The organism is Caulobacter sp. 10L414 (genome assembly GCF_056395525.1).
In genome coordinates, this window is record NZ_JBFTJR010000071.1 from 1 (window position 1) to 22,527 (window position 22,527).

Consider the following 22,527-nt stretch of genomic DNA (forward strand, 5'->3'; position numbering starts at 1 on the left):
GCGGGCGCCTCGTCGGGCAGGGCCAGCTCGTCGGCGGCGCTCTGCTCGGGCGCGGGCTGGGGCGCCTTGGCCTTGGCGGGCGTGTAGAGATAGCCGGCGGCGACCACGGCGGCGAAGCCGGCGGCGGCCAGCCACAGGCGCGGCTCCTTGAGGCCCGGCTTGGCGCCGGCCGCCATGTGGCCGAACACCTCGTCGCGATCGAGGATCTGGTGCTTGGCCACCGCGCCCAGGTGCAGGGCCAGGAGTACGTAGGTGAACTTCACCAGCACGCTGTGGCCGATGTGGCCGAAGTCGTTCCAGGCGTCCTTGGCCCCGGCGGCCAGCTCGGGCAGGCCCGGCAGGTGCGGCCAGGGGATGGCGCCGTAGAGGACGGTCGGGATGTTGATGCGGCTGGTCGAGGCGATGATCCAACCGGTCAGGGGCAGGCCGATCATGATCACGTAGAAGCCGACGTGCACGGCGCTGGCGGCCAGCTTCTCCCAGGTCGGCTGGCCGGCCGGGGCCGGCGGCGACTTGTGGGTCAGCTTCCACAGCAGGCGCGCGACGCTGAGCACCAGGATGGTGATGCCGATCGACTTGTGCAGCTGGAAGAGGGCGAAGGTTTCCGCGCCCTTGGGGCCGTCATCGGCCCGCCAACCCAGGATCACCTGGAAGATCAGAGCGGCGGCGATCAGCCAGTGCAGGATGATCGCCACCGTCGTGTAGCGGACAGGACCCGCCGCCGAGGCGGGGTTGGAATGCGTCTCGGCGGTCATTGGGCCGTCCTAACTAGGTAACTGTCTTACTTCTTCGGATTGAATTCGGCTTCGATCGCCAGGTCGACGTCGTCCGAAACCATCGGCACCAGGTGGGTGAAGCCGAACTCCGAGCGCTTGATCTTGCCCGTGGCCGAGAAGCCCATGATCTGCGAGCCGAACGGGGTCTTGGCGAAGCCGTTGTAGGTGACGTCCAGGGTCACCGGCTTGGTCACGCCGCGGAAGGTCAGGTCGCCGGTCAGCTTGCCCTTGCCCGCCGAGGTCTGCTCGATCTTGGTCGAGACGAAGGTGATGGTCGGGTACTTGGCCGAGTCGAAGAACTTCGGATCGTCCGAGATTTCCTTGTTGAAGTTCGGCAGGCCGGTGTCGACCGACTTCGGATCGACGGTGATCGACACCTTGGAGTCGAGCGGCTTGGCCGGGTCGAAGCTGTACGAGCCGTCCAGGCCCGACAGGCGGAAGGTGTAGTTCGAGGTGCCGAAGTGCTTCACGCGCAGGGTCAGGCTGGCGTGGCGCTTGTCCAGGGCCCAGGTCCCGGCCGGAGCGGCGGCGGGATCCGTCGCCGGTTGCGCCAGGGCGGCGACCGGGGCCGCGAGCGGAGCGGCGAGAAGGGCGCCGGCTAGAATGGCGTAGGCGAAGGGGCGAGCCATGGTCTCAGATCTCCAAACTGACAAAACTGTCATAGTGACGGTTGCTGATTACCCCGACTTAGGAACTTCACCGTCGAGTTGAAGGGGCGTCTCCTCACGAAGCCGTGATCGACAGGCGGTCCTTGGCGCGGTAGGTCGTGCGATCTAAACAGGGATCACATACCCCAACCCGACGCTTGAACAGATCGGCCCCCACATGACTTTCCGCGCCCCCGTCCGCGACCTCGCCTTCGCCCTGCGCCATGTGGCCGACTTCGGCCGCCTGGCCGACGCCTATCCCGAGGCCGACGCCGACACGGTCGACGCGGTGCTGGAAGCCGCCGGCGTGTTCGCCTCGGAAGTGCTGGCCCCGATCAACCGGGCCGGCGACCTCGTGGGCGCCAAGCTGGAAAACGGCGTGGTGCGCAGCGCGCCGGGCTTCGCCGACGCCTACAAGGCCTTCGCCGAGGCCGGCTGGACCTCGCTGGCCGCCTCGCCCGACCATGGCGGCCAGGGCCTTCCCAAGGCGCTCGAGATCGCCACGCTGGAAATGGTGCAGGCCGCCAACATGGCCTTCGGCCTGTGCCCGATGCTGAGCCTGGGCGCCATCGAGGCCCTGGCCCTGCACGGCACCGATCGCCACAAGTCGGTGTTCCTGCCCAAGCTGGTCTCGGGCGAATGGACCGGCACCATGAACCTGACCGAGCCGCAGGCCGGCTCGGACCTGGCGGCCCTGACCACCATGGCCACCCCCGACGGCCAGGGCGGCTACACCCTGTCGGGCCAGAAGATCTTCATCACCTGGGGCGACCACGACGCGACCGACAACATCGTCCACCTGGTGCTGGCCCGCACCCCCGACGCCCCTCCCGGCGTGAAGGGGATCTCGCTGTTCCTGGCCTCCAAGGTGCTGGTCGACGACGACGGAAAGATGGGCGCGGGCAACGACGTGCGCGTCGGCGGTCTCGAACATAAGCTGGGCATCCACGGCTCGCCCACCTGCGTGATGCTGTTCGAAGGCGCCAAGGCCGAGCTGGTCGGCAAGCTGCACCAGGGCGTGGCGCACATGTTCACGATGATGAACGCCGCCCGCCTGCAGGTGGGGGCGCAAGGCACCGCCATCGCCGAACGCGCCTACCAGCAGGCCCTGAACTTCAGCCTGGAGCGCGTGCAGGGCCGCTCGGCCTGGACCGGCGCCTATCCCTCGCGCCTGTTCGACCACCCGGACGTGCGCCGCACGCTGCTGCTGATGAAGGCCAAGATCGAGGCCGCCCGCGGCATCTGCCTGTCGACCGCCGTCGCCGCCGACCTGGCCCACGCGGCCGCCGACGAAGAGACCCGCGCGGCCGCCAAGCTGCGCGAGGAGCTGCTGACCCCGATCGCCAAGGCCTGGTCGACCGACGTCGGCGTCGAGGTCGCCTCGCTGGGCGTGCAGATCCACGGCGGCATGGGCTTCATCGAGGAGACGGGCGCGGCCCAGCACTATCGCGACGCCCGCATCACCCCGATCTACGAAGGCACCAACGGCATCCAGGCCATCGACCTGATCGGCCGCAAGCTGGGTCTGGCCGACGGCCAGGCCGTGGCCGACCTGATGGACGACATCCGCGACACCATCGAGGCCCTGAAGGCCGCCGACGCCTCGCTGACCCCGGTCGCCGGCCGCCTGGAAGCGGCGCTGAACGCCGCGGCCTCGGCCACCGCCTGGCTGGTCGAGCGCCGCGCCCGCGCCATGCCCGACGCCCTGTCGGGCGCCACGGCCTATCTGAAGCTGCTGGGCGACACGGTCGGCGGCTGGATGCTGGCCAAGGGCGCCCTGGCGCCGGAAGCCGAGGCCCTGCGCGGCCAGCTGCTGCGGGTCTATGCCGAAAGCGTCCTGGCCCAGGTCCCGGGCCAGCTGGCCGCCGTCACCCTCGGCGACGCCGACCTCGTGACGGTGACGCCGGAGGCGCTGGGGGTTCACTGACCCCCGCCCCTTCGCCGCTCAAGGTCCAAACAGAAAACCCCGGGAGTCGCCTCCCGGGGTTTTCCTTTGCCTGGATCAGAACTTCCAGTTCAGCCCGACGAGGGCCGCCTGGCGCCCGCCGTCGCCGAACTCGCCGGCGTAGGAGGTCGAGACCGTCAGCCGCTCGGTGAGGTCGTAGCCGACGCCGGCCCCCAGCGTGCCCAGCGTGCGTTCGCGGCGCACGCCGGTGGCCAGGATCACGGCGTCCAGGCCCGTCAGGCGCGCCGAGGCGGCCGCATCGTCGCCGCCGACGCGGCTGCGGAAGCCCAGCGAGGCGTACGGATGGACGCGCGCGCCGGCCGCCTGGCCGCCGCGCAGCTCCACCTGGCCGTCGACGAACCAGGTGGTCGTCGTCTCGCTGGCGAGGGTCAGCCCCAGGCCGCCGCCGCCGCGCTCGACCAGGTCGCCGCGCTTGGTCGCCACATAGCTGGCCCCCAGGCTCGGACGAACGGCCCAGTCGTCGCCGACCGCCACCGGATAGCTGAGGTTCACGTCGGCGAACCAGCTCTTGAGCTTGTAGTCGCCGCTGGCCAGGCCGCCGGGCGCCGCGCGACGGGTGTCGGCGTCGGCGCGGTCATGCGCCACGCTCGCGCCCAGGGTCAGGCCCCGGTACTCGGCCGAACCCATGACCCCGACCACGAAGCTGTCGAGGTCGGTGCGGGCGTCCAGGACGCCGATGCGCTGGCGGCCGTTCAGATAGCCGACGAAGGCGCCGGCCCAGGCCGACTTCACGCCATAGCCGACGCCGCTGATCACGCCCGCGCCGTCGATCTTGGCGCCGGCCACGCCCGCGCCGGCGTCGCCGTCGAGGTCGCGGCGACCGGCGATCGCCTGGCCGAAGCCGAACAGGCCGGCCGTCTGCGGCGCGAAGCGCGACTGCTCGCGCGCCGCGTCGATGACCGAAAGGCCGTCCTCGGTCGCCAGTTGCGCGGCCGAGGCGTAGGCCTGCGGCGTCAGGCGGGCCAGGGCCGCGCCGTTGCTGACGCCGGTGGTCGGGTCGACCAGCGCCGGCAGGGCCGACACCAGGCTAGCGCTGGCCTTGTCGGCGATCAGGGCGGTGTTGAGGGTCGTCACCAGGCTGGAGACTTCCTGCGAGAAGCTCGGGTTGGTGGTGAACAGGCCCAGCGCCTGCAGGCGGGTGGCCGACTGGCTGAAGTGGAGGTTCAGCCCCTCGCCGCCCTGGATGGTCGAGAACGCGCCGCTGAGGCCGCCGTCGGCGACGATCAGGTCCAGGCGACGGCCGGGCGTCAGGGCGGTCGCCGCCCCGGTCAGCTTCAGGGTCGCGCCCTGGGCGATGGTCACCCGGCCCGAGACCGCCAGCTTGTCGCTGAGGGTCGGCGTCAGTTCGAACAGGCTGGTCGAACCGCTGGCCAGGGTCACGTTGCCGATCACCGTCATCGTGCCCGGCGAGGCGCCCGGGCTCAGCGTGCCGTTGACGACGACGTCGCCGACCACGGTCCCGGCCGAGCCGAAGGTCGCGCCCTGGCCGACGGTGACCGAACCGGCGATGCGCGAGCCGGCCAGGCCGATCAGACGACCGCCCGACACCCGGATGGTCTCGAAGCCGTAGTCGCCCGCCAGGCTGACGACGCCCGACTGCATGCCCAGAGCCTCGAAGCCGGTGAAGGCGCCGCTGCCGAAGGCGATCGGGGCTGCGTCCGTGCCGCCCAGGGCCAGTTCGATCCGGTCGTAACCGGCGCCGCCGTTGGCCGAGCCGCTGAACGACGCGCCCGAGGTCAGGCGCAGCAGGTCGTCGCCCGCGCCCAGGTCCAGGCGGCCCTGGAAGGCGCCGTCGACGGTGACGGTGTTGGCCGCCGCGCCCAGGGTCACGTCGCTGGCCGAGAGGCTCGAACCGGAGGCGATCGACAGGGTCAGGCTGGAGGTGATCAGGCGATCGAACTTGGCCGCCCCGCCGGTGAAGTTCAGCGCGCCCGTGCCCGTGACCTCCAGGATCTCGAACTGCTGCAGCTGGTCGCCGCGCAGCGACAGGTCGGAAATGAGGTCGATGCTGACCCGGTCGCTGCCCGCGCCGCCCAGCACCGCGCCCGCCAGGGTTCCGCCGGCCGCCAGGTTGAGGACGTCGTCGCCGGCGCCCAGGTCGACCGTGCCGTTCAGGACGCCGCCGGCCAGGATCGACAGGGTCTGGCCGCCGTCGCCGAAGCTCATCACGTCGCCCGCCGCGCCGAGCGAGCCGGCCACCGACAGCGCGCCGCCGTCCAGCCTGATCGTCTCGAAGCCTGAGACCTGGCCCGTGAGGGTGACCGGGCTCGTCGCCGTGAAGCGCAGCAGGTCGACGCCCGCGCCGCCCGACTTCAGCCCGCCGATGACGGTCGCGCCGAGGGTCAGGCTGTCGTCGCCGCCGCCGAGGCTGACGGTGGCGATCTCGCCGTCGAACGACACCGCCTCGGCCTTGTCGCCGCCGGTGACCGAGCCCACGGCGTAGCCGCCGCCGACCATGTCGAGCGACGCGCCGTCGAGGCTGACCTGACTCCAGCTCTGGTCAAGCGCCAGGGTCAGGCGGCCCGAGCCCTGCACGCCCAGGCGTTCGAAGTTGGTGCGCGCGCCGATGCCGGTGCGGTCGCCGGCCAGTTCGACGATGTAGGTGTCCTCGCCCGCGCCGCCGTCGACGCCGCGGGTCACCGACGAGCCGGCGCCTTCGGTGAAGACGTCGTCGCCCGCGCCCAGCGCCACCGCGCCGGTGATGATTCCGCGATTGACGACCGTGTCGGTGCCGCCGCCCAGGCTGATGCTGCCGGCGATGCGGCCGGCGTTGTCGACATGCTCGCTGCCGTCGCCGCCGCTGAACACCGTCACATAGCCTGAGGTCGAGACGGAGGTCCCGGCCTCGACGATCGCCGAGCCGCCTTCCAGGCGGATGGTGTCGGCCGAGAAGACCCCGGCATAGACGATGCCGCCGTCGCCGATCTGGGTGAAGCGCTCGAAGTTCAGGAACTGGGCGCCGGTGATGCGGCCGCCGCCGGTGGAGTCGATCGTCAGGGTGTCGAGACCCCAGCCGCCGTCGACGACGCCGGTCATCGAGCCGCCCACCCATTGGACGAAGGTGTCGTTGCCGTCGCCCAGGTCGACCCGCCCGGTGATCGAGCCGTAGTTCTCCAGACGGTCGTCGCCATAGCCCAGGCTGATGTTGCCGACGATCTCGCCGTCGTTGCGGACGGTGTCGGCGAAGTAGCCGGTCTGGATCGCCGTGCCGCCGACCGCCTCGATGAGACCGGTCTCGGTGTTGGTGATCGTGGCCCCGCGCGTGTTGCTGTACTGCACGATGGCCGTGCCGGCGGTGCTGCGGATCGTGCCGCTGTTGACGACGCTGGGGGCGTCGGTCGCGGGCGTGTAGTAGTTGGTGTAGTTCAGCGTCACAGCGGCGCCGGCGGTGCTGATCGTGCCGCTGTTTTCCAGGCTGTTGACGTTGTAGACGCCGTACGACAGGCCGCCGTCGGCCGTCTGGACGATCTGGCCGCTGTTGACGACCTTCAGCGCGCCGTTGATCCCGGCGGCGAAGTCGAGGCTGATCACGCCCGAATTGGTCACCAGGGCGCCGCCCGAGATCCCCGCGGACGGCGGGCTGGTGTAGGGCCGGCCCGAGACCTTGATCGCGCCGCGATTGTCGAAGGTGGACTTGTCGAGCAGCTGGATGCCGACCGACGCCCAGCCGTTGGGCGAGGCCCGGAACGACAGGTCGCCCCGGCTGATGATCGAGACCTCGCCCGGATCGGTATAGCCGCCGGCATAGGGCGTGGTGACGACGATGCCCATCTGGTCGACGACGTCGAAATCGACGTCCATGTCGACCGAGCCCTTGCCCGCCAGGGTCAGGGTCTTGGTGATCGGCGCGTCGGCGGTCAGGGTCAGCGCCGCGCCGTTGCTCAGTTCATAGCCGATGCGCTCGAAGGTGGCGGCGGCCTTGAACTTGGCGGTCGCGTCGGCGCCCACCCGCAGGACGAGGCGGTCGGAACCATCGCCCGCGTCGACCTGGCCGGTGATGTTGCTGAAGACGCCGTCGACATAGTTGCCCACGTCGGTGACCAGCAGGTCGCTGCCGGCGCCGAACCGCAGCGAGCCGTTCAGCTTGCCGCCTTCGTCGACATAGGTGTTGGAGCCGGAAGACCAGCTGTAATACAGGCCGACATCGCCGTTCAGCGTGCCGGCGTTGTAGATCTGGCCGTCGGTCAGAATGATCGAGTTCTTGGTCCCGGTGACCACGCCGCCGGCCTTGTTCTCGAAGCGGGTCGAGGACAGGCTGACGCCCACGCCGTCGGCGGCCGTGGCGACGACGCTGCCGCTGTTGGTGAAGGTCCCGCCGCTCATCGAGGCGCCGACGGTCACGCCGGTGATCGCACCGCTGTTGCTGGACTGGCCCGACCCGAACAGGTTGAGGCCGACGCCGCGCGTCGAGACGATCGTGCCGCTGTTGGTCAGCGAGCCGTAGTTGATGGACAGGGCGGTCGCGTCGCCGACGACCCAGCCGCTGTTGGTGAACACGCCGGCGCTGTCCCAGCCGTAGAAGCTGGCCTGGGCGCCGCCGCCGGTCAGGCCGGTGATCGCGCCGGTGTTGGTGAAGCTGCGCAGGTTCTGCAGCATCACGGCCGCGTCGGAGGTCGACGACAGGGCCGAAAGGATCTGGCCGCTGTTCTCGAAGGCCAGCTTGGCGGTGGAGTCCGAAGACCAGGCGTAGGCGAAGGCCGGCCCCCAGGCGCTCACCGCCCCGGTGGTCACGAACCTGCCGGCGCCGCCGATGGTCAGGCCGTCGATGGCGTCGCCGCCGAGCGTGGCGGTCACGTTCGGCGCCAGGATCAGCGCCAGGCGCTGGAAGTTGGTCGGCAGCACCACCCGGCCCGCCAGGTCGTCGACATTGGCGTCGGCGGTGATGTTGAACAGCAGGCGGTTGAGGCCGCTCCCGCCGTTGATGCGCCCCGAGACGCCGGCGAGGGTGTTCCGGGTGAAGTCCCACGTGCCCATCAGGGTGTCATCGGCCGAACCGAAGACGATGTTGCCGTTGATGACGCCGCCAGTGTTGTCGAGGACCGACGCGCTCCAGAAGTTGCCCGAGGTCATGTAGATCGAGCCGTTGATCGTGCCGGCGTTGGTGATCGTCCCCCCGTTGGTGATGATCGCATCGCCGCTGGTGGCGGTGATCACGCCTCCCGCCCGGTTGTTCAGCGTGACGTTGTTGGCCGTGCGGATGGCGTTGCCGCCGCCGTCGTTCAGGATCAGGCCGCTGTTGTCGATCGTCACCGATCCGAACGGAATGTAGATCGCGCCGAAGTAGTCGCGGCCGCGCATCACGCCGGTGCTGGTGTTGATGACCTGCGAGGGCAGGACGCCCAGGCTGCTGTTGCCGTAGGGATAGAAGGCGTAGGCCGCGCCGTTTCCGCCGTCGATGAGGCCGGCGTTGGTCAGGACGCCGACCGGTGCGTAGATCGCCGCGACGCTGCCCGGCGTGTAGACGGTGACTGCACCGCCGGAGATCACCCCGCCCTCGCGGTTGTTGACCGACAGGAAGCCGCCGTACTGGATGCTCGGGGTGTAGAGGCCGTACACCCGGCCGGCCACCACGCCGCTGTTGTCGAGGGTGGCTGCGGCCAGCCGGTAGCCGAAGGCGTTGTACTGCGTGCCGTCGGCCGAGATCGCGGCCCAGCCCTCGATGCGGCCGGCCTGGCCGACCGTGACGTCCAGGCGGGTGCTCGGATAGCTGTAGTTGCCGACCTGCGCCTGCACCGTCACGGCAGCGGAGCGATCGTCGGCGTCACCACGAATGGTCCCGTCCACGCGCAGCGTCGCCGTGGTGGCCGCCGCGCCGGTCGGCGTCGTGACGAACAGGGTGCTGGTGTCGAGCCCGGCGTCGCTCTGGAGCAGCGCTCCGGAGGCGACGACGACCGAGCCGCTGGTCGACACCGTGACCTGGCCGAGCGTCGTGCCTGTGCAGGTGGTCATCGCCGAGGCGGTGACGGGAAGCGGCGTGCAATCGGCCATGGCCGTGCCCGCAGCGGCCGCCGCCAGAACCGTCAGGCTGCAGCCCAGGAACCGCCGCCGCAGAGCCGACGACCGCGAAAAACTCAACCCCGACATAACCCGCCCCCAGACACATTTACTGAAGGTCGTGTATCGTTACGGTAGAGCTACGTCGAGTGACCGGACGGTCGATTTTCGGCCTGCGGCGAAATCACCGCCTCAGTGCATCGGCCCCGCCAGCATCCACACCGCCATGGCCACCATCATCACGTTCTCGGTCAGCGAGATGAAGCCCAGCGGCACGTTGCTGTCGCCGCCCACGCAGGCGCATTTCAGGTCGCGCTTGTCGATGTAGACGGCCTTGAACACCGAGACCGCGCCGATCCCGCCGATCACCAGGGCCAGCGGCGCGGAGAACCAGGTCAGCGCCCCGGCCGTCATCAGCACGCCCGCCAGGCCCTCGGCGAACGGATAGACGTAGCCGTAGGGAACCCAGCGCTTGGCCAAGAGGTCGTAACCCAGGAACATGCTGGAGAAGCTCTCGACGTCGCGTAGCTTCTGGATGGCCAGCACCACCATGGAAAAGCTGATGAACCACTCGACCGCCCGCGCCGTGAAGGGCGTTCCGTCCACGGCGTAGGTCGCCGCCAGGGCCATCAGGGCGGTCATGGCGAAGAGAGCGATCACCGGCGTGTAGGTCTTGGCCTTGGGATCGCGGGGCTTGTTGCCGAACCAGCGGCGCAGGTCATCGAACCCGCCGATCCGCTCGCCGCCAATGAACACCTGCGGCGTCGTCTTCACGCCGTGCTCGGCCTTGAAGGCGTCGGTCGCCTCGCGGGTGGTCAGGTGATGGTCCTCGACCTCGTAGCCCCGGGACCGCAGCAGATGCCTGGCCTTCAGGCCGTACGGACAGACGTGCTTGTCCATCACCATGCGGTAGAGGACGGCCTTCTTGGGGGCGGTGGAAGCGACGGTCGTCACGGCGGTCTCCTTGTACGCGAGCGGGACCGGGCTCATATGGATTCCGTACCATGGTACGGAGTCAAGCGATGACGACGACGAACGCCGCCACCACGATCGCGGGCCTGGCCAGGGCCGGCGGCGTGGGCGTGGAGACGGTCCGCTACTACCAGCGCCGCGGCCTTCTGGAGACGCCGCAGCGCGGCGAGGGTTCCGGTCTGTCCGGCGGCGTGCGGCGCTATGGCGACGAGGCGGTTCGGCGCCTGCGCTTCATCCGCTCCGCCCAGGCCGCCGGCTTCACCCTGGAGCAGATCAGCGAGCTTCTGGCGCTGGACGCCGGCGAAGACCGGGTGCGGGCGCGCGAACTGGCCCGCGAACGCATCGCCGACCTGGACCGCAAGATCGAGGAGCTACAGGCCGCCCGCGCGGGCCTCTCGCGCCTGCTCCACACCTGCAGCGCCGATGATCGTGGACCCTGTCCGATCATCGCCGCGTTCGAGACCTGAGCCCTGCTCCGGATTCTAGCGCTCTAAAACTCCGCTCAATCCCCGCGAAGGCGGGGACCCAAGCTGACTTTCAGCCGCCGGCGCTTTCCATGTTCGTCCCGCCGGCTCGGCTTGGATCCCCGCCTTCGCGGGGAACTCGGACCAAAGGACGATGTTTCCGATCATGAGAAAGCCGCGGCGCCGATTGCCTAGCCCCTGCGCAACGCCATATCCCTTGCTGCCATGAACGCGCCCTTCAAGCCCGACGCCCTCCCCGAGTGGAACCTCGCCGACCTCTATGCCGGCCGCGAGGACCCGAAGATCGAAACCGACCTGGCCGCCGCCAAGGCCGCCAACGACGAACTGGCCTCGCTGGAAGGCATGTTCCTCGAGGCCCGCGGCGAGCCCGAACGCCTGGGCAAGCTGCTCGATCGCGGCGTCCGGCTCTACGAAGAGGCCGTCAACGGCCTGTGGGGCGTGGGCGCCTATGCGGGCCTGGCCGCCTCGACCGCCCGCGACGATCCGGCCTGGGCCAAGTTCGAGGCGGATCTTCGCGCCCGCTCCTCGCAGATCGCCGCCGACAGCCTGTTCTTCTCGCTGGAGCTGAACCAGCTGGAGGACGCCGAGCTGAACGCGGCGCTGGACGCCCACGAGCCGGCCCGTCGCTGGACGCCGTGGCTGCGCCGCCTGCGCCTGTCGCGCCCGCACGAGCTGTCGGCCGAACTGGAGCGCTACATCGTCGACCGCGGCCCGGCCGTGGCCAACTGGGTGCGGCTCTATGACGAGACCCTGGCCAAGCTGTCGGCCAAGGTCGGCAAGGAACAGCTGACCCTGCCCGAGGCGCTGAACCGCCTGTCGGATCCCGACGTGCGCCGCCGCAAGGCCGCCGCAGACGGCCTGGCCCAGGCGCTGGCCGAGCGCGCCTCGACGCAAGGCCTGGTGATGAACACCCTGGCCTTCGAGAAGCAGGTCGAGGACCGCTGGCGGCGCTATGACGACCCGGCCCATTCGCGCCACCTGGCCAACGAGGTCGACGCCGACGCCGTCGACGCCCTGGAGCAGGCCGTGGTCGAGGCCTATCCGCGGCTGTCGCACCGCTATTATGCGCTCAAAGCCAAGGCCATGGGCCGCAAGACCCTGGACTACTGGGACCGCAACGCCCCGCTCGACGCGGCCCAGCCGCGCACCTATCCCTGGGCCGAGGCCAAGGACGTGGTGCTGGAGAGCTTCCAGGCCCTGGCCCCGAAGTTCGCCGACACGGCGCAGACCTTCTTCGCCCAGCCCTGGATCGACGCCCGCCCCCGCGCCGGCAAGCAGTCGGGCGCCTATTCGCACCCGGTCACCGCCGACCGCCACCCCTACGTCTTCATGAACTACATGGGCGAGCGGCGCGACGTGCTGACCCTGGCCCACGAACTGGGCCACGCCGTGCACCAGACCCTGTGCGCGCCGCTGGGCACCCTGCTGGCCGACACGCCGCTGACCCTGGCCGAGACCGCCTCGATCTTCGGCGAAGGCCTGGTGTTCGACCGCCTGCTGGCCGAGGCGACCCCGGCCGACCGCAAGGGGCTTCTTGCAGGGAAAATCGAGGACGGGCTGAACACGGTGGTCCGCCAGATCGCCTTCCACCGCTTCGAGCGCAGGTTCCACGCCGCCCGCCAGGACGGCGAGCTGTCGCCCGACCAGATCGGCGCGCTGTGGATGGAGACCATGGCCGAGAGCCTGGGCCCGGCCGTCGTGCTCAACGAGGGTTACGAACACTACTGGGCCTATGTCAGCCACTTCGTGCACGCGCCGTTCTACGTCTACGCCTACGCGTTCGGCGACCTTCTGGTGCGCGGCCTGATGGAAAAGCGCCGCGAGGACCCGCAGGGCTTCGCGCCGCTCTACGAGGACCTGCTGGCCGCCGGCGGCACGCGGACCTATGTCGAGGCCCTCAAGCCCTTCGGCCTGAACCCGCGCGACAAGGCTTTCTGGGCGGCCGGCTGCAGGCAGCTGGAACGACTGGTGGACGAGTTCGAGGCGTTGGTGTGAGACGCTTCGCCCTGAAGGAACCTCCCCCCGTGGGGGAGGCGGCCGAAGGCCGGTGGGGGGCCGTTTTCAGCTTTCCCGGCGGCGGAAGGCTAGCAGTCACTCCCCCCACCGATCGCTACGCGATCGCCTCCCCCATGGGGGGAGGTTCCTGATGACGTCCGACCCGGAACGCGACCGCCTCTCCGGCCGCCTGGCCCGCTTCGCCAAGGTGGGCGCGGGTCTGTCGGGCGCGGCCGTCAGCTACGGCGCCAACCGGGTCTTCGCCGGCGACGACGCGGCCGCCCGCAACGCCAAGGCCCTGAAGGCGGCGCTGGGGAACCTCAAGGGACCGCTGATGAAGGCGGCCCAGATGTTCGCCACCGTGCCCGACCTGCTGCCGCCGGAGTTCGCCAAGGAGCTTTCCGAGCTGCAGACCAACGCGCCGGCCATGGGCTGGCCGTTCGTGCGCCGGCGGATGGCGGCCGAGCTGGGCGCCGACTGGGCCAGCAAGTTCGCAAGCTTCGAGCACGAGGCCGCCGCGGCCGCCTCGCTGGGCCAGGTGCACCGCGCGCTCGCGCCCGACGGCCGCAGGCTGGCGGTGAAGCTGCAGTACCCCGACATGCAGAGCGCCGTCGAAAGCGACCTTGGCCAGCTGCGCGCCCTGATCGGCCTGTTCAAGAAGATGGACGGCTCGATCGATCCCACGCAGATGATCGAGGAGATCGGCGACCGCCTGCGCGAGGAGCTCGACTACGACCGCGAGGCCAAGATGATGGCCGTCTACGGCGGCTTCTTCGCCGGCCGCGACGACATCAGGACGCCGCAACCCGTTCCCGAGCTTTCCACCCGGCGCCTGCTCAGCATGACCTGGCTCGACGGCCAGGGCCTGATGGCCTTCAAGACCGCGCCGCAGGAGACCCGCGACCGCATCGCCGCCCTGCTGTTCGAGGCCTGGTGGGGCCCGATGACCCACATAGGCGTCATCCACGGCGACCCGCACCTGGGCAACTACACCTTCGGCGGTGAGGGGGCCGCGCACCTGAACCTGCTCGACTTCGGCTGCATCCGGGTGTTCCCGCCGCACTTCGTGGGCGGCGTGGTGCGGCTCTATCGCGCCCTGTCAGAGGACGATCGCGCCGGCCAGGTCGAGGCCTATCGCAGCTGGGGCTTCTCCAACCTGACCGACGAACTGGTCGACGTGCTGAACGTCTGGGCGCGGTTCATCTACGGCCCGCTGCTGGACGACCGGGTGCGCACCGTGGCCGACGACACCCCGCCCGGCGAGTATGGCCGCCGCGAGGCCTTCAAGGTTCGCCAGGCGCTCAAATCGGTCGGCGGCATCGTCATCCCGCGCGAGTTCGTGTTCATGGACCGCGCCGCCATCGGCCTGGGCGCGGCCTTCCTGCACCTGGGCGCCCGCCACAACTGGCGCGCCCTGTTCGAGGCCTCGCTGGAGGGCTTCTCGGAAGAGGCCCTGGCGGAGCGGCAGAAGGCGGTCCTGGGGGCGGCTGGGATTGCATAATGCTCCTCCCCCGCATGCGGGGGAGGGGGACCACGAAGTGGTGGAGGGGGCGAGACGGGGCGCCGTGCCGGCCGTCGCCCCTTCCGTCACGGCGCTGATAGCGCCGCGCCACCTCCCCCGCTATGCGGGGGAGGAGTAGGAGTTCGCATGACCACCCGCACCATCGCCCGCCTGCACGGCGCCTATCGCGACGACATCGGCGACCTGACCACCCGCCGCCCCCTGCCCGGCCCGGCGATCGGCCAGCTGGATCCGTTCCTGTTCCTCAATCACCACGGCCCGCAGACCTATCGCCCCGGCAATCGCGGCCTGCCGTTCGGGCCGCACCCGCATCGCGGCTTCGAGACCGTGACCTTCATCCTCGAGGGCCAGCTGTCGCACCTGGACAGCGGCGGCCACGAGAGCGTCATCGACGCGGGCGGCGTGCAGTGGATGACGGCCGGCAGCGGCCTGGTGCACGCCGAACTGTCGCCCGAGGCCTTCAAGAAGAACGGCGGGCCACTGGAGATCCTGCAGCTGTGGGTCAACCTGCCCAGCCGGCTGAAGATGACCGCGCCGCGCTATGTCGGCCTGCAGGCGCCCGATATTCCGAAGATCGAAAAGGACGGCGCGACCATCGAGCTGATCTCGGGCGAGGTCGATGGCGTGACGGGTCCGATCGCGTCGCTGACCGGCGTGGCCATGAGCGTCGTGCGGCTGGACGCCGGGGCTGCGCTGTCGCTGCCGATCCCGGCCGGACGGGCGGTGTTCCTCTATGTGGTGCGCGGGTCGATCACGATCGGCGACAAGACGGCCGGCGCCTTCAACCTGGTGGAACTGACCGACGGCGAGGGGCTGGACCTGGCGTCGGCCGACGGCGCGGTGCTGCTGCTGGGCCACGCCGACCCGATCCGCGAGCCGGTCGTCTCGCACGGGCCATTCGTGATGACGACCCGGGAAGAGATCGTCCAGGCGATCCACGACTATCAGGCGGGGAAGTTCGGCGAGGTCAGGGCTTAGCCAGCCGCTCCGCCTCTCCCCTTGCGTTGTCATCCCGGCCGTAGCGAAGCGGAGCGCCGGGATCTCCCACGGCTGCCGAACCTGCCGATGTGGGAGATCCCGGCTCTACGGATCGCTGGCGCGCTCCTACGGCCGAGATGACAAGCTTACTTGAGTTTCGGGGCCAGGCTGCGCCCCCACAGCCGTACTCAAAGGAAACTTGCCCCCTCATTCAAACGGCCGTTAGACTTCATCCATGTCCGATGACCTGACCGAGGCCCAGAGCGCCGCCATCCCGCCCGGCTACGCCCAGCTGAACTGGACGCGGGGCTTTGGCCGACAGATCGGGCCGCTTTACGAGCGCGCCGACGGCCCCGGCGAGGCCACGCTGGGTTTCCGCGTCGAGGAGCACCACACCAACGGCCTGGGCAATTGCCACGGCGGCATGCTGATGAGCTTCGCCGACATGGCCTGGGGCCGGATCATCTCGCTGCAGAAGTCGTACAGCTGGGTCACTGTGCGGCTGATGACCGACTTCCTGTCGGGCGCGCAGCTGGGCGAGTTCGTCGAGGGCCGCGGCGAACTGCTGGCCGAAGAGGACGGGATCTTCACCGTGCGCGGCCGCATCTGGACCGGCGAGCGCACCCTGATGACCGGCGCCGGGATCTTCAAGGCGCTGTCGCCCCGCAAGCCGCGCCCCGGCGAGATCGCCTTCCGCGAGGAGGCCTGAACATGGCCGACGACCACAGCCCGCCCGCCTCGCTGCTGGCCCCGTTCAACGGCGCGCCGCCGCCCGCCCCCGCTTGGTTCGAGGCGGCGATCGCCATCGCGCCCGAGCGCTCGACCATCGCCGTCGAGGGCGTCGACATCGAGCTCCTGACCTGGGGCGAGGTCGGCAAGCCTGGCCTGCTGTTCCTGCACGGCAACGGCGCCCACGCCGACTGGTGGAGCTTCATCGCGCCCTCCTTCGCCAAGGACTGGCGGGTGGCGGCCATCTCGTGGGCGGGCATGGGGAGCAGCGGCTGGCGCGAGGCCTACAGCGCCGACACCTTCGCGGCCGAGGCCTTCGCCGCCGTCGAGGCGGCCCAGCTGGAAGCGGGTGGACACAAGCCGATCTTCGTCGGCCACTCGTTCGGCGGCTTTCCCACCCTGTTCTGCGCCGCTCGATACCCCGAACGCCTACGCGGGGCGATCATGGTCGACACCTCGATCCAGCCGCCGGAGAAGCGCTGGAAGGGCCCGCCGCCGCGCTCGGGCTTCGGAACCAAGGTCTATCCGACCCTGGAGGAGGCCCTGGCGCGCTTTCGCCTGGCGCCGCCGCAGCCCTGCGAGAACCTCTACATCGCCGACTACATCGCCCGCCGCTCGCTGAAGCAGGTCGAGGGCGGCTGGACCTGGAAGTTCGACCCGGCCATCTGGCAGCGGTTCTCGATGCCCGACCTTGGCGTGCTGCTCAGCGAGATCGCCTGCCCGACCGCCCTGATGTGGGGCGAGCGGTCCGGGCTTATGCACGCCGAGACCTTGGACTATATGATCGCGCACATGCCCAAGGACGTGCTGCGCTTGCCCATCCCCGACGCCGACCACCACGTGATGCTCGACCAGCCCCTGGCCTTCGTGGCCGGGCTCCGCGGACTGCTGGCCGCCTGGGCCTGACCGTGGGCGGCAAATCCAACGGACCGGTGCTGGTCTACACGCCCGATCGTGGCATCGGCGACCTGATGTGGCATCTGCCGACCATCCGCGCGATCGCGGCGACCACGCCCGAGGGCCGGGTGGTGCTGGCCGCCCGCCCGGCCAGCCGTGCGTCCGAGGTGCTGGCCGTCGAGCCGACGGTGAGCAAGGTCGTCGACGCCCCGAACTACAAGGACAGGCTCAAGGGCGTGCGCGAGGTGCTCGACTTCCTGCGGATCTGCCGCACCGAGAAGCCGCGCGCGGTGTGGATCCTCGAGAAGATCGACCGCCCCGCCATCGCCGCGGCCCTGGCCGGCGTGCCCGAGCGGCGGGGTTTCGGCCTGGGCCACGGCCAGGAGGGCTGGCTGAACACCGGCCCCTACCTGCCCAAGTCCATGCGGCCGGCCCATCGGATCGACAAGCTGGAGGCCTTCGAGAAGGCCCACGGCCTGGTGGTGACCAGCCGCGAGCCGGCCCTGAAGCTGGATCCCAAGGCCCTGGCCGCCGTCGCCGCCCGCTACGCCGACCGCCCCGGCCCCTGGCTGACCTTGGGGATCGGGGCCAGCGAGCTTCCCCGCACCTGGCCGGCCGAACGCTTCGCCCAAGCCGCCGCCGCGCTGTCGGACCTCTTCGGCACGGTGTTCTGGATCGGCGGCCCGCACGAGGCCGAGCGGGCGCAGACCGCGATCGGCGACCTGCCGGGCAATGTCGTGGCCTGCGACCTGACGCTGGACCAGTCGGCGGCGCTGATCGCGCTGTCGGCCGGGTTCCTGGGCAACGACTCGGGCCCTCTGAACGTCGCCGCCGCCGTCGGCACGCCCGCGGTCGGGCTGATGGGCACCAGCCCCGTGCCGGCCTATTCGCGCTGGCTGTCGATCCTGGACGGCGGCGCCGGCCGCATCACCGACATCTCGGTCGACCAGGCGACAGCCGCCGTGCGCGCCCGCTTTACGGCCGAGGCCTGGGACAATCGGTCCGTCGTGGACGCTTGAGCCCCAGGCCACGCCGTTGTATCGGCGATACGCCAATAAATTTTCCACAGGGACGAAACCACATGGCCGGCGACTACCACCGCGGTGAAATGGACATCCACGAGCAGGTCGCGACCTATGACGCGTTCGGCAAGATGACCAAGTGGGGCTCGCTCGCCGTCGCCGTGCTCGTCACCTTCTTCACCCTGCTGTTCTGCACCCCGGCCGGCTTCGTCGGTGCGGCGATCACCGCCGTGGTGATGACCGCCCTGGGCATTGTGTTCCTTCGGGAAAAAGCTGCCCCGGGCCACTGACACCGGTAGACATCGGCAAGATTTTGCGCCCGACGCGAGGGAATCCCTCGACAAGGGGCAAGAACCTCCCCTAAAGAGCAGCCCAAGCTGCTGGAGCGACGTTCGACGAAAGTGTTAGCTTTTCGTCGAACGTCGTTTCAACTTTAGGATCCCGAGTCCGCGGGAAACGCGCGGGCTCGGAAGAGCGAACAACGCTCACGGGGGAGGTATGCCGATGGCCGTCATCGCCGTCACGAAAGAGACCCGCGCCAACGAAACGCGGGTCGCCGCGACGCCCGAGACCGTCAAGAAACTGATCGCCGCCGGCTTTTCGGTGACGGTCGAGGCCGGCGCGGGAGCCGCCGCCTCCTACCTCGACGCCGACTACGAGGCGGCCGGGGCCAAGCTCGCCAAGACCGCCAAGGACGCCATCAAGGACGCCGACGTCCTGTTCAAGGTGCGCGCGCCCGAAGCCGCCGAGATCGCGGCCCTGAAGAGCGGCGCGATCGTCGCCGCCGCCCTCAATCCCTACCAGGACAAGGATACGCTGAACGCGCTGGCCAAGGCCGGCGCCAGCGCCATCGCCATGGAGTTCATCCCGCGCATCACGCGGGCCCAGGTGATGGACATGCTGTCCAGCCAGGCCAACCTCGCCGGCTATCGCGCCGTGATCGAAGGGGCCGAGGCCTACGGCAAGGCCCTGCCGATGATGATGACCGCCGCCGGCACCGTCGCCGCGGCCAAGGTGTTCATCATGGGCGTGGGCGTGGCCGGCCTGCAGGCCATCGCCACCGCCCGCCGCCTGGGCGCCGTGGTCACCGCCACCGACGTCCGCCCCGCCACCAAGGAGCAGGTCGAAAGCCTGGGCGCCAAGTTCCTGGCCGTCGAGGACGAGGAGTTCAAGAACGCCCAGACCGCCGGCGGCTACGCCAAGGAGATGTCGGCCGAGTACCAGGCCAAGCAGGCCGAGCTGGTCTCCAGCCACATCGCCAAGCAGGACATCGTCATCACCACCGCCCTGATCCCGGGCCGTCCCGCGCCCAAGCTGGTCAGCGCCGCCCAGGTCGCCTCGATGAAGGCCGGCTCGATCCTCGTCGACCTGGCCATCGAGCAGGGCGGCAATGTCGAGGGCGCCAAGCTGAACGAGACCGTGGTGACGGCCAACGGCGCCAAGATCCTCGGCCACGCCAACCTGCCCGGCCGCATCGCCGCCGACGCCAGCGCGCTCTACGCCCGCAACCTGTTCGCCCTGTCGAGCCTGTTCCTGAACAAGGAAGGCGCCTTCGCGCCCAACTTCGAGGACGAGATCCTGCAGGCCGCGGTCGTCACCCGCGGCGGCGAGATCGTCCATCCGAACCTGAAGACCGCCTAAGCGCCATCAAGAAAGGGAGGCTCCCATGGAAGCCGTCGACCCCACCGTGTTCCGCCTGGCGATCTTCGTGCTCGCCATCTTCGTCGGCTACTACGTGGTCTGGAGCGTGACGCCCGCGCTGCACACCCCGCTGATGGCCGTGACCAACGCCATCTCGTCGGTGATCATCGTCGGTGCGCTTCTCGCCGCCGCCGCGCACGGCGCCTCGGGCGAGGCCGCCGCGGGTTCGGTGTGGGTCTCCAAGGGCGCCGGCGCCGTGGCCGCGGCCTTCGCGGCGGTCAACATCTTCGGCGGCTTCCTCGTCACCCAGCGGATGCTGGCGATGTACAAGAAGAAGCAGAAGTAAGCGGCCGGGACAGGGGGAAATCAGATCATGAACGCCAATCTCGCCGCCGTCCTGTACCTCGTCTCCGGGGTGCTGTTCATCCTGGCCCTGCGCGGGCTCTCCAGTCCCGAGACCAGCCGCAAGGGCAACACCTACGGCATGGTCGGCATGGCCATCGCCTTGGTCACCACCCTGGCCACGCTGTGGAGCCAGGGCGCGCTCGACGCCGTGACCCTGGGCCTGATCGTCGGCGGCGTCGCCGTCGGCGGCGGCGTGGGCGCGGTGATCGCCCGCAAGGTGCCGATGACCTCGATGCCGCAGCTGGTCGCCGCCTTCCACTCGCTGGTCGGCATGGCCGCCTGCCTGGTCGCGGTCGCCGCCATCTACACCCCGGCCGCCTACGGCATCGTGGGCGAAGACGGCCACATCCACCTCAACAGCCTGATCGAACTGTCGCTGGGCCTGGCCATCGGCGCCATCACCTTCACCGGCTCGGTCATCGCCTTCGCCAAGCTGAACGGCAACATGGGCGGCGCGCCGATCCTGCTGCCGGCCCGCCACCTGCTGAACATCATCATCGCGCTGGCCATCGTCGCCCTGATCGTGGTGCTGGTCGTCACCGGCGGCCAGGCCAAGTGGGCGTTCTGGGGCATCTTCGCGCTGTCCTTGCTTATCGGCGTCACCCTGATCATCCCGATCGGCGGCGCCGACATGCCGGTCGTGGTGTCGATGCTGAACAGCTATTCGGGCTGGGCGGCGGCGGCGCTAGGCTTCACGCTGGAGAACACCACCCTGATCATCACCGGCGCCCTGGTCGGCAGCTCGGGCGCGATCCTGTCCTACATCATGTGCAAGGGCATGAACCGCTCGTTCGTCTCGGTGATCCTGGGCGGCTTCGGCGCCGACGCCGCGGCGGCAGGCTCCGGCGGCAAGGTCGAGACGCGTCCCGTCAAGCAGGGCAGCGCCGACGACGCGGCCTTCATCATGAAGAACGCCAGCAAGGTGATCATCGTCCCGGGCTACGGCATGGCCGTCAGCCAGGCCCAGCACGCCCTGCGCGAAATGGCCGACAAGCTGAAGGAAGAGGGCGTGGAGGTGAAGTACGCCATCCACCCCGTCGCCGGCCGCATGCCGGGCCACATGAACGTGCTGCTGGCCGAAGCCAACGTCCCCTACGACGAGGTGTTCGAGCTGGAGGACATCAACAGCGAGTTCTCGACGGCCGACGTGGCCTTCGTCATCGGCGCCAACGACGTGACGAACCCCGCCGCCAAGACCGATCCGACCAGCGCCATCTTCGGCATGCCGATCCTCGACGTCGAGAAGGCCCGCACCGTCCTGTTCGTCAAGCGCGGCATGTCGTCGGGCTATGCCGGGGTCGAGAACGAGCTGTTCTTCAAGGACAACACCATGATGCTGTTCGCCGACGCCAAGAAGATGGTCGAGGGCATCGTCAAGGGGCTCTGAGCCTTCGGCCGGATCGATATTCAGCCAACCTGGCCCTTTCCCACCGCGCTCCCCCGCGAAGGCGGGGGTCCAAGCTGCCTTTCGAGGGCCGGCGGGACCGCGGACACCCCGCAGACCCCGCTTGGGTCCCCGCCTTCGCGGGGAAGACCGGGTTTGGTGGCGCCTGTCGGTTGACTGCCGATACGCCCTAGGCCCTTCCAGAAAGACGAAAGCCCCGGTCGCAGGACCGGGGCTTTTTCGTTCTCGCCTAAGCAAAGGCCCCGGTTCTCACCGGGGCCTCCGCGGCGGATCGATCGGCATGGCTGCTCAGTAGACCGCCACCGCGACCGGAGCCAGCTTGCCGGCCGAGGCCAGGGCCTTGCGTTGCTGGGTCGACAGCTTGTCGTTGATCTCGGCGCGAACCTCGTTGGCGCAGGCGCGGCGCGACAGCAGGTCCAGGCGTTCCTTGCTGGCGCGGACGCCGCAGAACTGCTTCACGGCTTCCTTGGAGCGGGCTTCGAACTCGGCGGCGTCGGCAGGGCTGGCCAGGTTCAGGTCGCCGACCCGAACGGTCACGGCGCGCTCGCCGGCGTGGGCCACCTGGGCGATGCCGATCAGCGGCACGGCGGCCAGGGTCAGGGTGGCGATCGAGGTGAGGCTGATCATGAACTTGCGCATCTGGGTCTTCCCTCTGTTCCAGGGCGCGTCCGCCGCGCCTCCATGAACAAAGTTGTACTGAACGATACTTGAAGAGTCCCGTTAAGTGTCGTTCATGACTCCGTATTCATAGTATTGCCTGACTTTAATATTCTAAATTCCGCGTAATGTTTGACAGTAGCGCGACAGCGACCAGCCAAGCTCTGGAAAGCGCCACGGCGCAGCTGCCGCCTTTCCGCCCGATCGGTCGGGCAGATAGCCGCGTTCATGATCGCGAAAGGCCAAGCCTCTAAGACGGCGCGGCCCGCCGGTCCTCGCGTCGACCGTTCCACGAGGTTCTGCTCCTTGGCGCCAGACATCCAGGCCCCGCCCGCCCGCAAGTTCGCCCTGCCGCTGACGCTCGGCTTCGCCGTGCTCGTCGCCGCGGCGTCCGTGCCGGCCGCCCGCGCCCTGGCCGACCTGATCGCGCCGGCGC

The 22,527-nt window shown here is 69.6% G+C and carries 17 protein-coding genes; 12 read left to right on the forward strand and 5 right to left on the reverse strand.

What is annotated here, in order from left to right:
* Together AC1DCG_RS21745 and AC1DCG_RS21750 are read right to left on the reverse strand one after the other, a co-directional pair.
* A partial coding sequence (locus AC1DCG_RS21745; RefSeq protein ID WP_477041666.1) for a cytochrome b occupies positions 1-755 on the reverse strand: 755 nt, incomplete at its 3' end.
* A 26-nt stretch (positions 756-781) separates the two neighbouring features.
* On the reverse strand, positions 782-1,405 hold the full coding sequence (locus tag AC1DCG_RS21750; protein WP_165260786.1) for a YceI family protein: 624 nt from the start codon (positions 1,403-1,405) through the stop codon (positions 782-784).
* 196 nt (positions 1,406-1,601) lie between these two features.
* Between AC1DCG_RS21750 and AC1DCG_RS21755 the strand changes: the two genes are divergently transcribed.
* Complete coding sequence (locus tag AC1DCG_RS21755; protein WP_477028497.1) at positions 1,602-3,350, forward strand: acyl-CoA dehydrogenase; 1,749 nt, start codon at positions 1,602-1,604, stop codon at positions 3,348-3,350.
* 75 nt (positions 3,351-3,425) lie between these two features.
* Here AC1DCG_RS21755 and AC1DCG_RS21760 read toward each other — a convergent pair whose 3' ends face one another.
* Positions 3,426-9,464, reverse strand: a complete 6,039-nt coding sequence (locus AC1DCG_RS21760) for a hypothetical protein (RefSeq protein WP_477036879.1) — start codon at positions 9,462-9,464, stop codon at positions 3,426-3,428.
* A gap of 111 nt (positions 9,465-9,575) precedes the next feature.
* Positions 9,576-10,337, reverse strand: coding sequence for a MauE/DoxX family redox-associated membrane protein (locus AC1DCG_RS21765; RefSeq protein ID WP_477028499.1), 762 nt, complete (start codon positions 10,335-10,337; stop codon positions 9,576-9,578).
* Between the two features lie 68 nt (positions 10,338-10,405).
* On the opposite strand from AC1DCG_RS21765, the gene AC1DCG_RS21770 reads away from it, so the two are divergent.
* The 11 genes from AC1DCG_RS21770 to AC1DCG_RS21820 all read left to right on the forward strand — a co-directional run bounded on the left by AC1DCG_RS21770 (position 10,406) and on the right by AC1DCG_RS21820 (position 21,416).
* Positions 10,406-10,822, forward strand: coding sequence for a MerR family DNA-binding protein (locus AC1DCG_RS21770; RefSeq protein WP_165260780.1), 417 nt, complete (start codon positions 10,406-10,408; stop codon positions 10,820-10,822).
* A gap of 222 nt (positions 10,823-11,044) precedes the next feature.
* Complete coding sequence (locus tag AC1DCG_RS21775; RefSeq protein ID WP_477028500.1) at positions 11,045-12,835, forward strand: M3 family oligoendopeptidase; 1,791 nt, start codon at positions 11,045-11,047, stop codon at positions 12,833-12,835.
* Between the two features lie 151 nt (positions 12,836-12,986).
* Positions 12,987-14,336 carry an ABC1 kinase family protein gene (locus tag AC1DCG_RS21780; RefSeq protein ID WP_477028501.1) on the forward strand — a complete coding sequence of 450 codons (1,350 nt, stop codon included), beginning with the start codon at positions 12,987-12,989 and terminating at the stop codon, positions 14,334-14,336.
* A 147-nt stretch (positions 14,337-14,483) separates the two neighbouring features.
* Entirely contained in the window at positions 14,484-15,335 is an 852-nt protein-coding gene (locus AC1DCG_RS21785) for a pirin family protein (protein ID WP_477041667.1), read from the forward strand.
* A 235-nt stretch (positions 15,336-15,570) separates the two neighbouring features.
* Positions 15,571-16,044, forward strand: coding sequence for a PaaI family thioesterase (locus tag AC1DCG_RS21790; protein ID WP_477028503.1), 474 nt, complete (start codon positions 15,571-15,573; stop codon positions 16,042-16,044).
* A 2-nt stretch (positions 16,045-16,046) separates the two neighbouring features.
* The gene (locus AC1DCG_RS21795; RefSeq protein ID WP_477036881.1) at positions 16,047-16,970 is read left to right on the forward strand and encodes an alpha/beta fold hydrolase; all 924 of its coding nucleotides are present in this window, start codon (positions 16,047-16,049) and stop codon (positions 16,968-16,970) included.
* A 65-nt stretch (positions 16,971-17,035) separates the two neighbouring features.
* Entirely contained in the window at positions 17,036-17,980 is a 945-nt protein-coding gene (locus AC1DCG_RS21800; protein ID WP_477028573.1) for a glycosyltransferase family 9 protein, read from the forward strand.
* A 62-nt stretch (positions 17,981-18,042) separates the two neighbouring features.
* Positions 18,043-18,273 carry an aa3-type cytochrome c oxidase subunit IV gene (locus tag AC1DCG_RS21805; RefSeq protein ID WP_477028505.1) on the forward strand — a complete coding sequence of 77 codons (231 nt, stop codon included), beginning with the start codon at positions 18,043-18,045 and terminating at the stop codon, positions 18,271-18,273.
* 208 nt (positions 18,274-18,481) lie between these two features.
* Positions 18,482-19,624: a Re/Si-specific NAD(P)(+) transhydrogenase subunit alpha gene (locus tag AC1DCG_RS21810; protein WP_477028506.1), complete on the forward strand. Its 1,143-nt coding sequence runs from the start codon at positions 18,482-18,484 to the stop codon at positions 19,622-19,624.
* 25 nt (positions 19,625-19,649) lie between these two features.
* Positions 19,650-19,970 (forward strand): proton-translocating transhydrogenase family protein, encoded by a 321-nt coding sequence (locus AC1DCG_RS21815; protein ID WP_477028507.1) that lies wholly within the window; start codon positions 19,650-19,652, stop codon positions 19,968-19,970.
* A 27-nt stretch (positions 19,971-19,997) separates the two neighbouring features.
* Positions 19,998-21,416: an NAD(P)(+) transhydrogenase (Re/Si-specific) subunit beta gene (locus AC1DCG_RS21820; RefSeq protein ID WP_477028508.1), complete on the forward strand. Its 1,419-nt coding sequence runs from the start codon at positions 19,998-20,000 to the stop codon at positions 21,414-21,416.
* A 306-nt stretch (positions 21,417-21,722) separates the two neighbouring features.
* On the opposite strand, the gene AC1DCG_RS21825 is transcribed toward AC1DCG_RS21820, so the two are convergent.
* Positions 21,723-22,073, reverse strand: coding sequence for a UrcA family protein (locus tag AC1DCG_RS21825; RefSeq protein WP_165260754.1), 351 nt, complete (start codon positions 22,071-22,073; stop codon positions 21,723-21,725).
* Positions 22,074-22,527: the final 454 nt, after the last annotated feature.

Bases quoted from the DNA above. Each gene is read 5' to 3' on its own strand.
- AC1DCG_RS21795 (WP_477036881.1), top strand. From the start codon at position 16,047: ATGGCCGACGACCACAGCCCGCCCGCCTCGCTGCTGGCCCCGTTCAAC.
- AC1DCG_RS21755 (WP_477028497.1), top strand. From the start codon at position 1,602: ATGACTTTCCGCGCCCCCGTCCGCGACCTCGCCTTCGCCCTGCGCCAT.
- AC1DCG_RS21780 (WP_477028501.1), top strand. From the start codon at position 12,987: ATGACGTCCGACCCGGAACGCGACCGCCTCTCCGGCCGCCTGGCCCGC.
- AC1DCG_RS21770 (WP_165260780.1), top strand. From the start codon at position 10,406: ATGACGACGACGAACGCCGCCACCACGATCGCGGGCCTGGCCAGGGCC.
- AC1DCG_RS21810 (WP_477028506.1), top strand. From the start codon at position 18,482: ATGCCGATGGCCGTCATCGCCGTCACGAAAGAGACCCGCGCCAACGAA.
- AC1DCG_RS21800 (WP_477028573.1), top strand. From the start codon at position 17,036: ATGTGGCATCTGCCGACCATCCGCGCGATCGCGGCGACCACGCCCGAG.
- AC1DCG_RS21805 (WP_477028505.1), top strand. From the start codon at position 18,043: ATGGCCGGCGACTACCACCGCGGTGAAATGGACATCCACGAGCAGGTC.
- AC1DCG_RS21815 (WP_477028507.1), top strand. From the start codon at position 19,650: ATGGAAGCCGTCGACCCCACCGTGTTCCGCCTGGCGATCTTCGTGCTC.
- AC1DCG_RS21790 (WP_477028503.1), top strand. From the start codon at position 15,571: ATGTCCGATGACCTGACCGAGGCCCAGAGCGCCGCCATCCCGCCCGGC.
- AC1DCG_RS21785 (WP_477041667.1), top strand. From the start codon at position 14,484: ATGACCACCCGCACCATCGCCCGCCTGCACGGCGCCTATCGCGACGAC.
- AC1DCG_RS21825 (WP_165260754.1), bottom strand. From the start codon at position 22,073: ATGCGCAAGTTCATGATCAGCCTCACCTCGATCGCCACCCTGACCCTG.
- AC1DCG_RS21820 (WP_477028508.1), top strand. From the start codon at position 19,998: ATGAACGCCAATCTCGCCGCCGTCCTGTACCTCGTCTCCGGGGTGCTG.
- AC1DCG_RS21775 (WP_477028500.1), top strand. From the start codon at position 11,045: ATGAACGCGCCCTTCAAGCCCGACGCCCTCCCCGAGTGGAACCTCGCC.
- AC1DCG_RS21750 (WP_165260786.1), bottom strand. From the start codon at position 1,405: ATGGCTCGCCCCTTCGCCTACGCCATTCTAGCCGGCGCCCTTCTCGCC.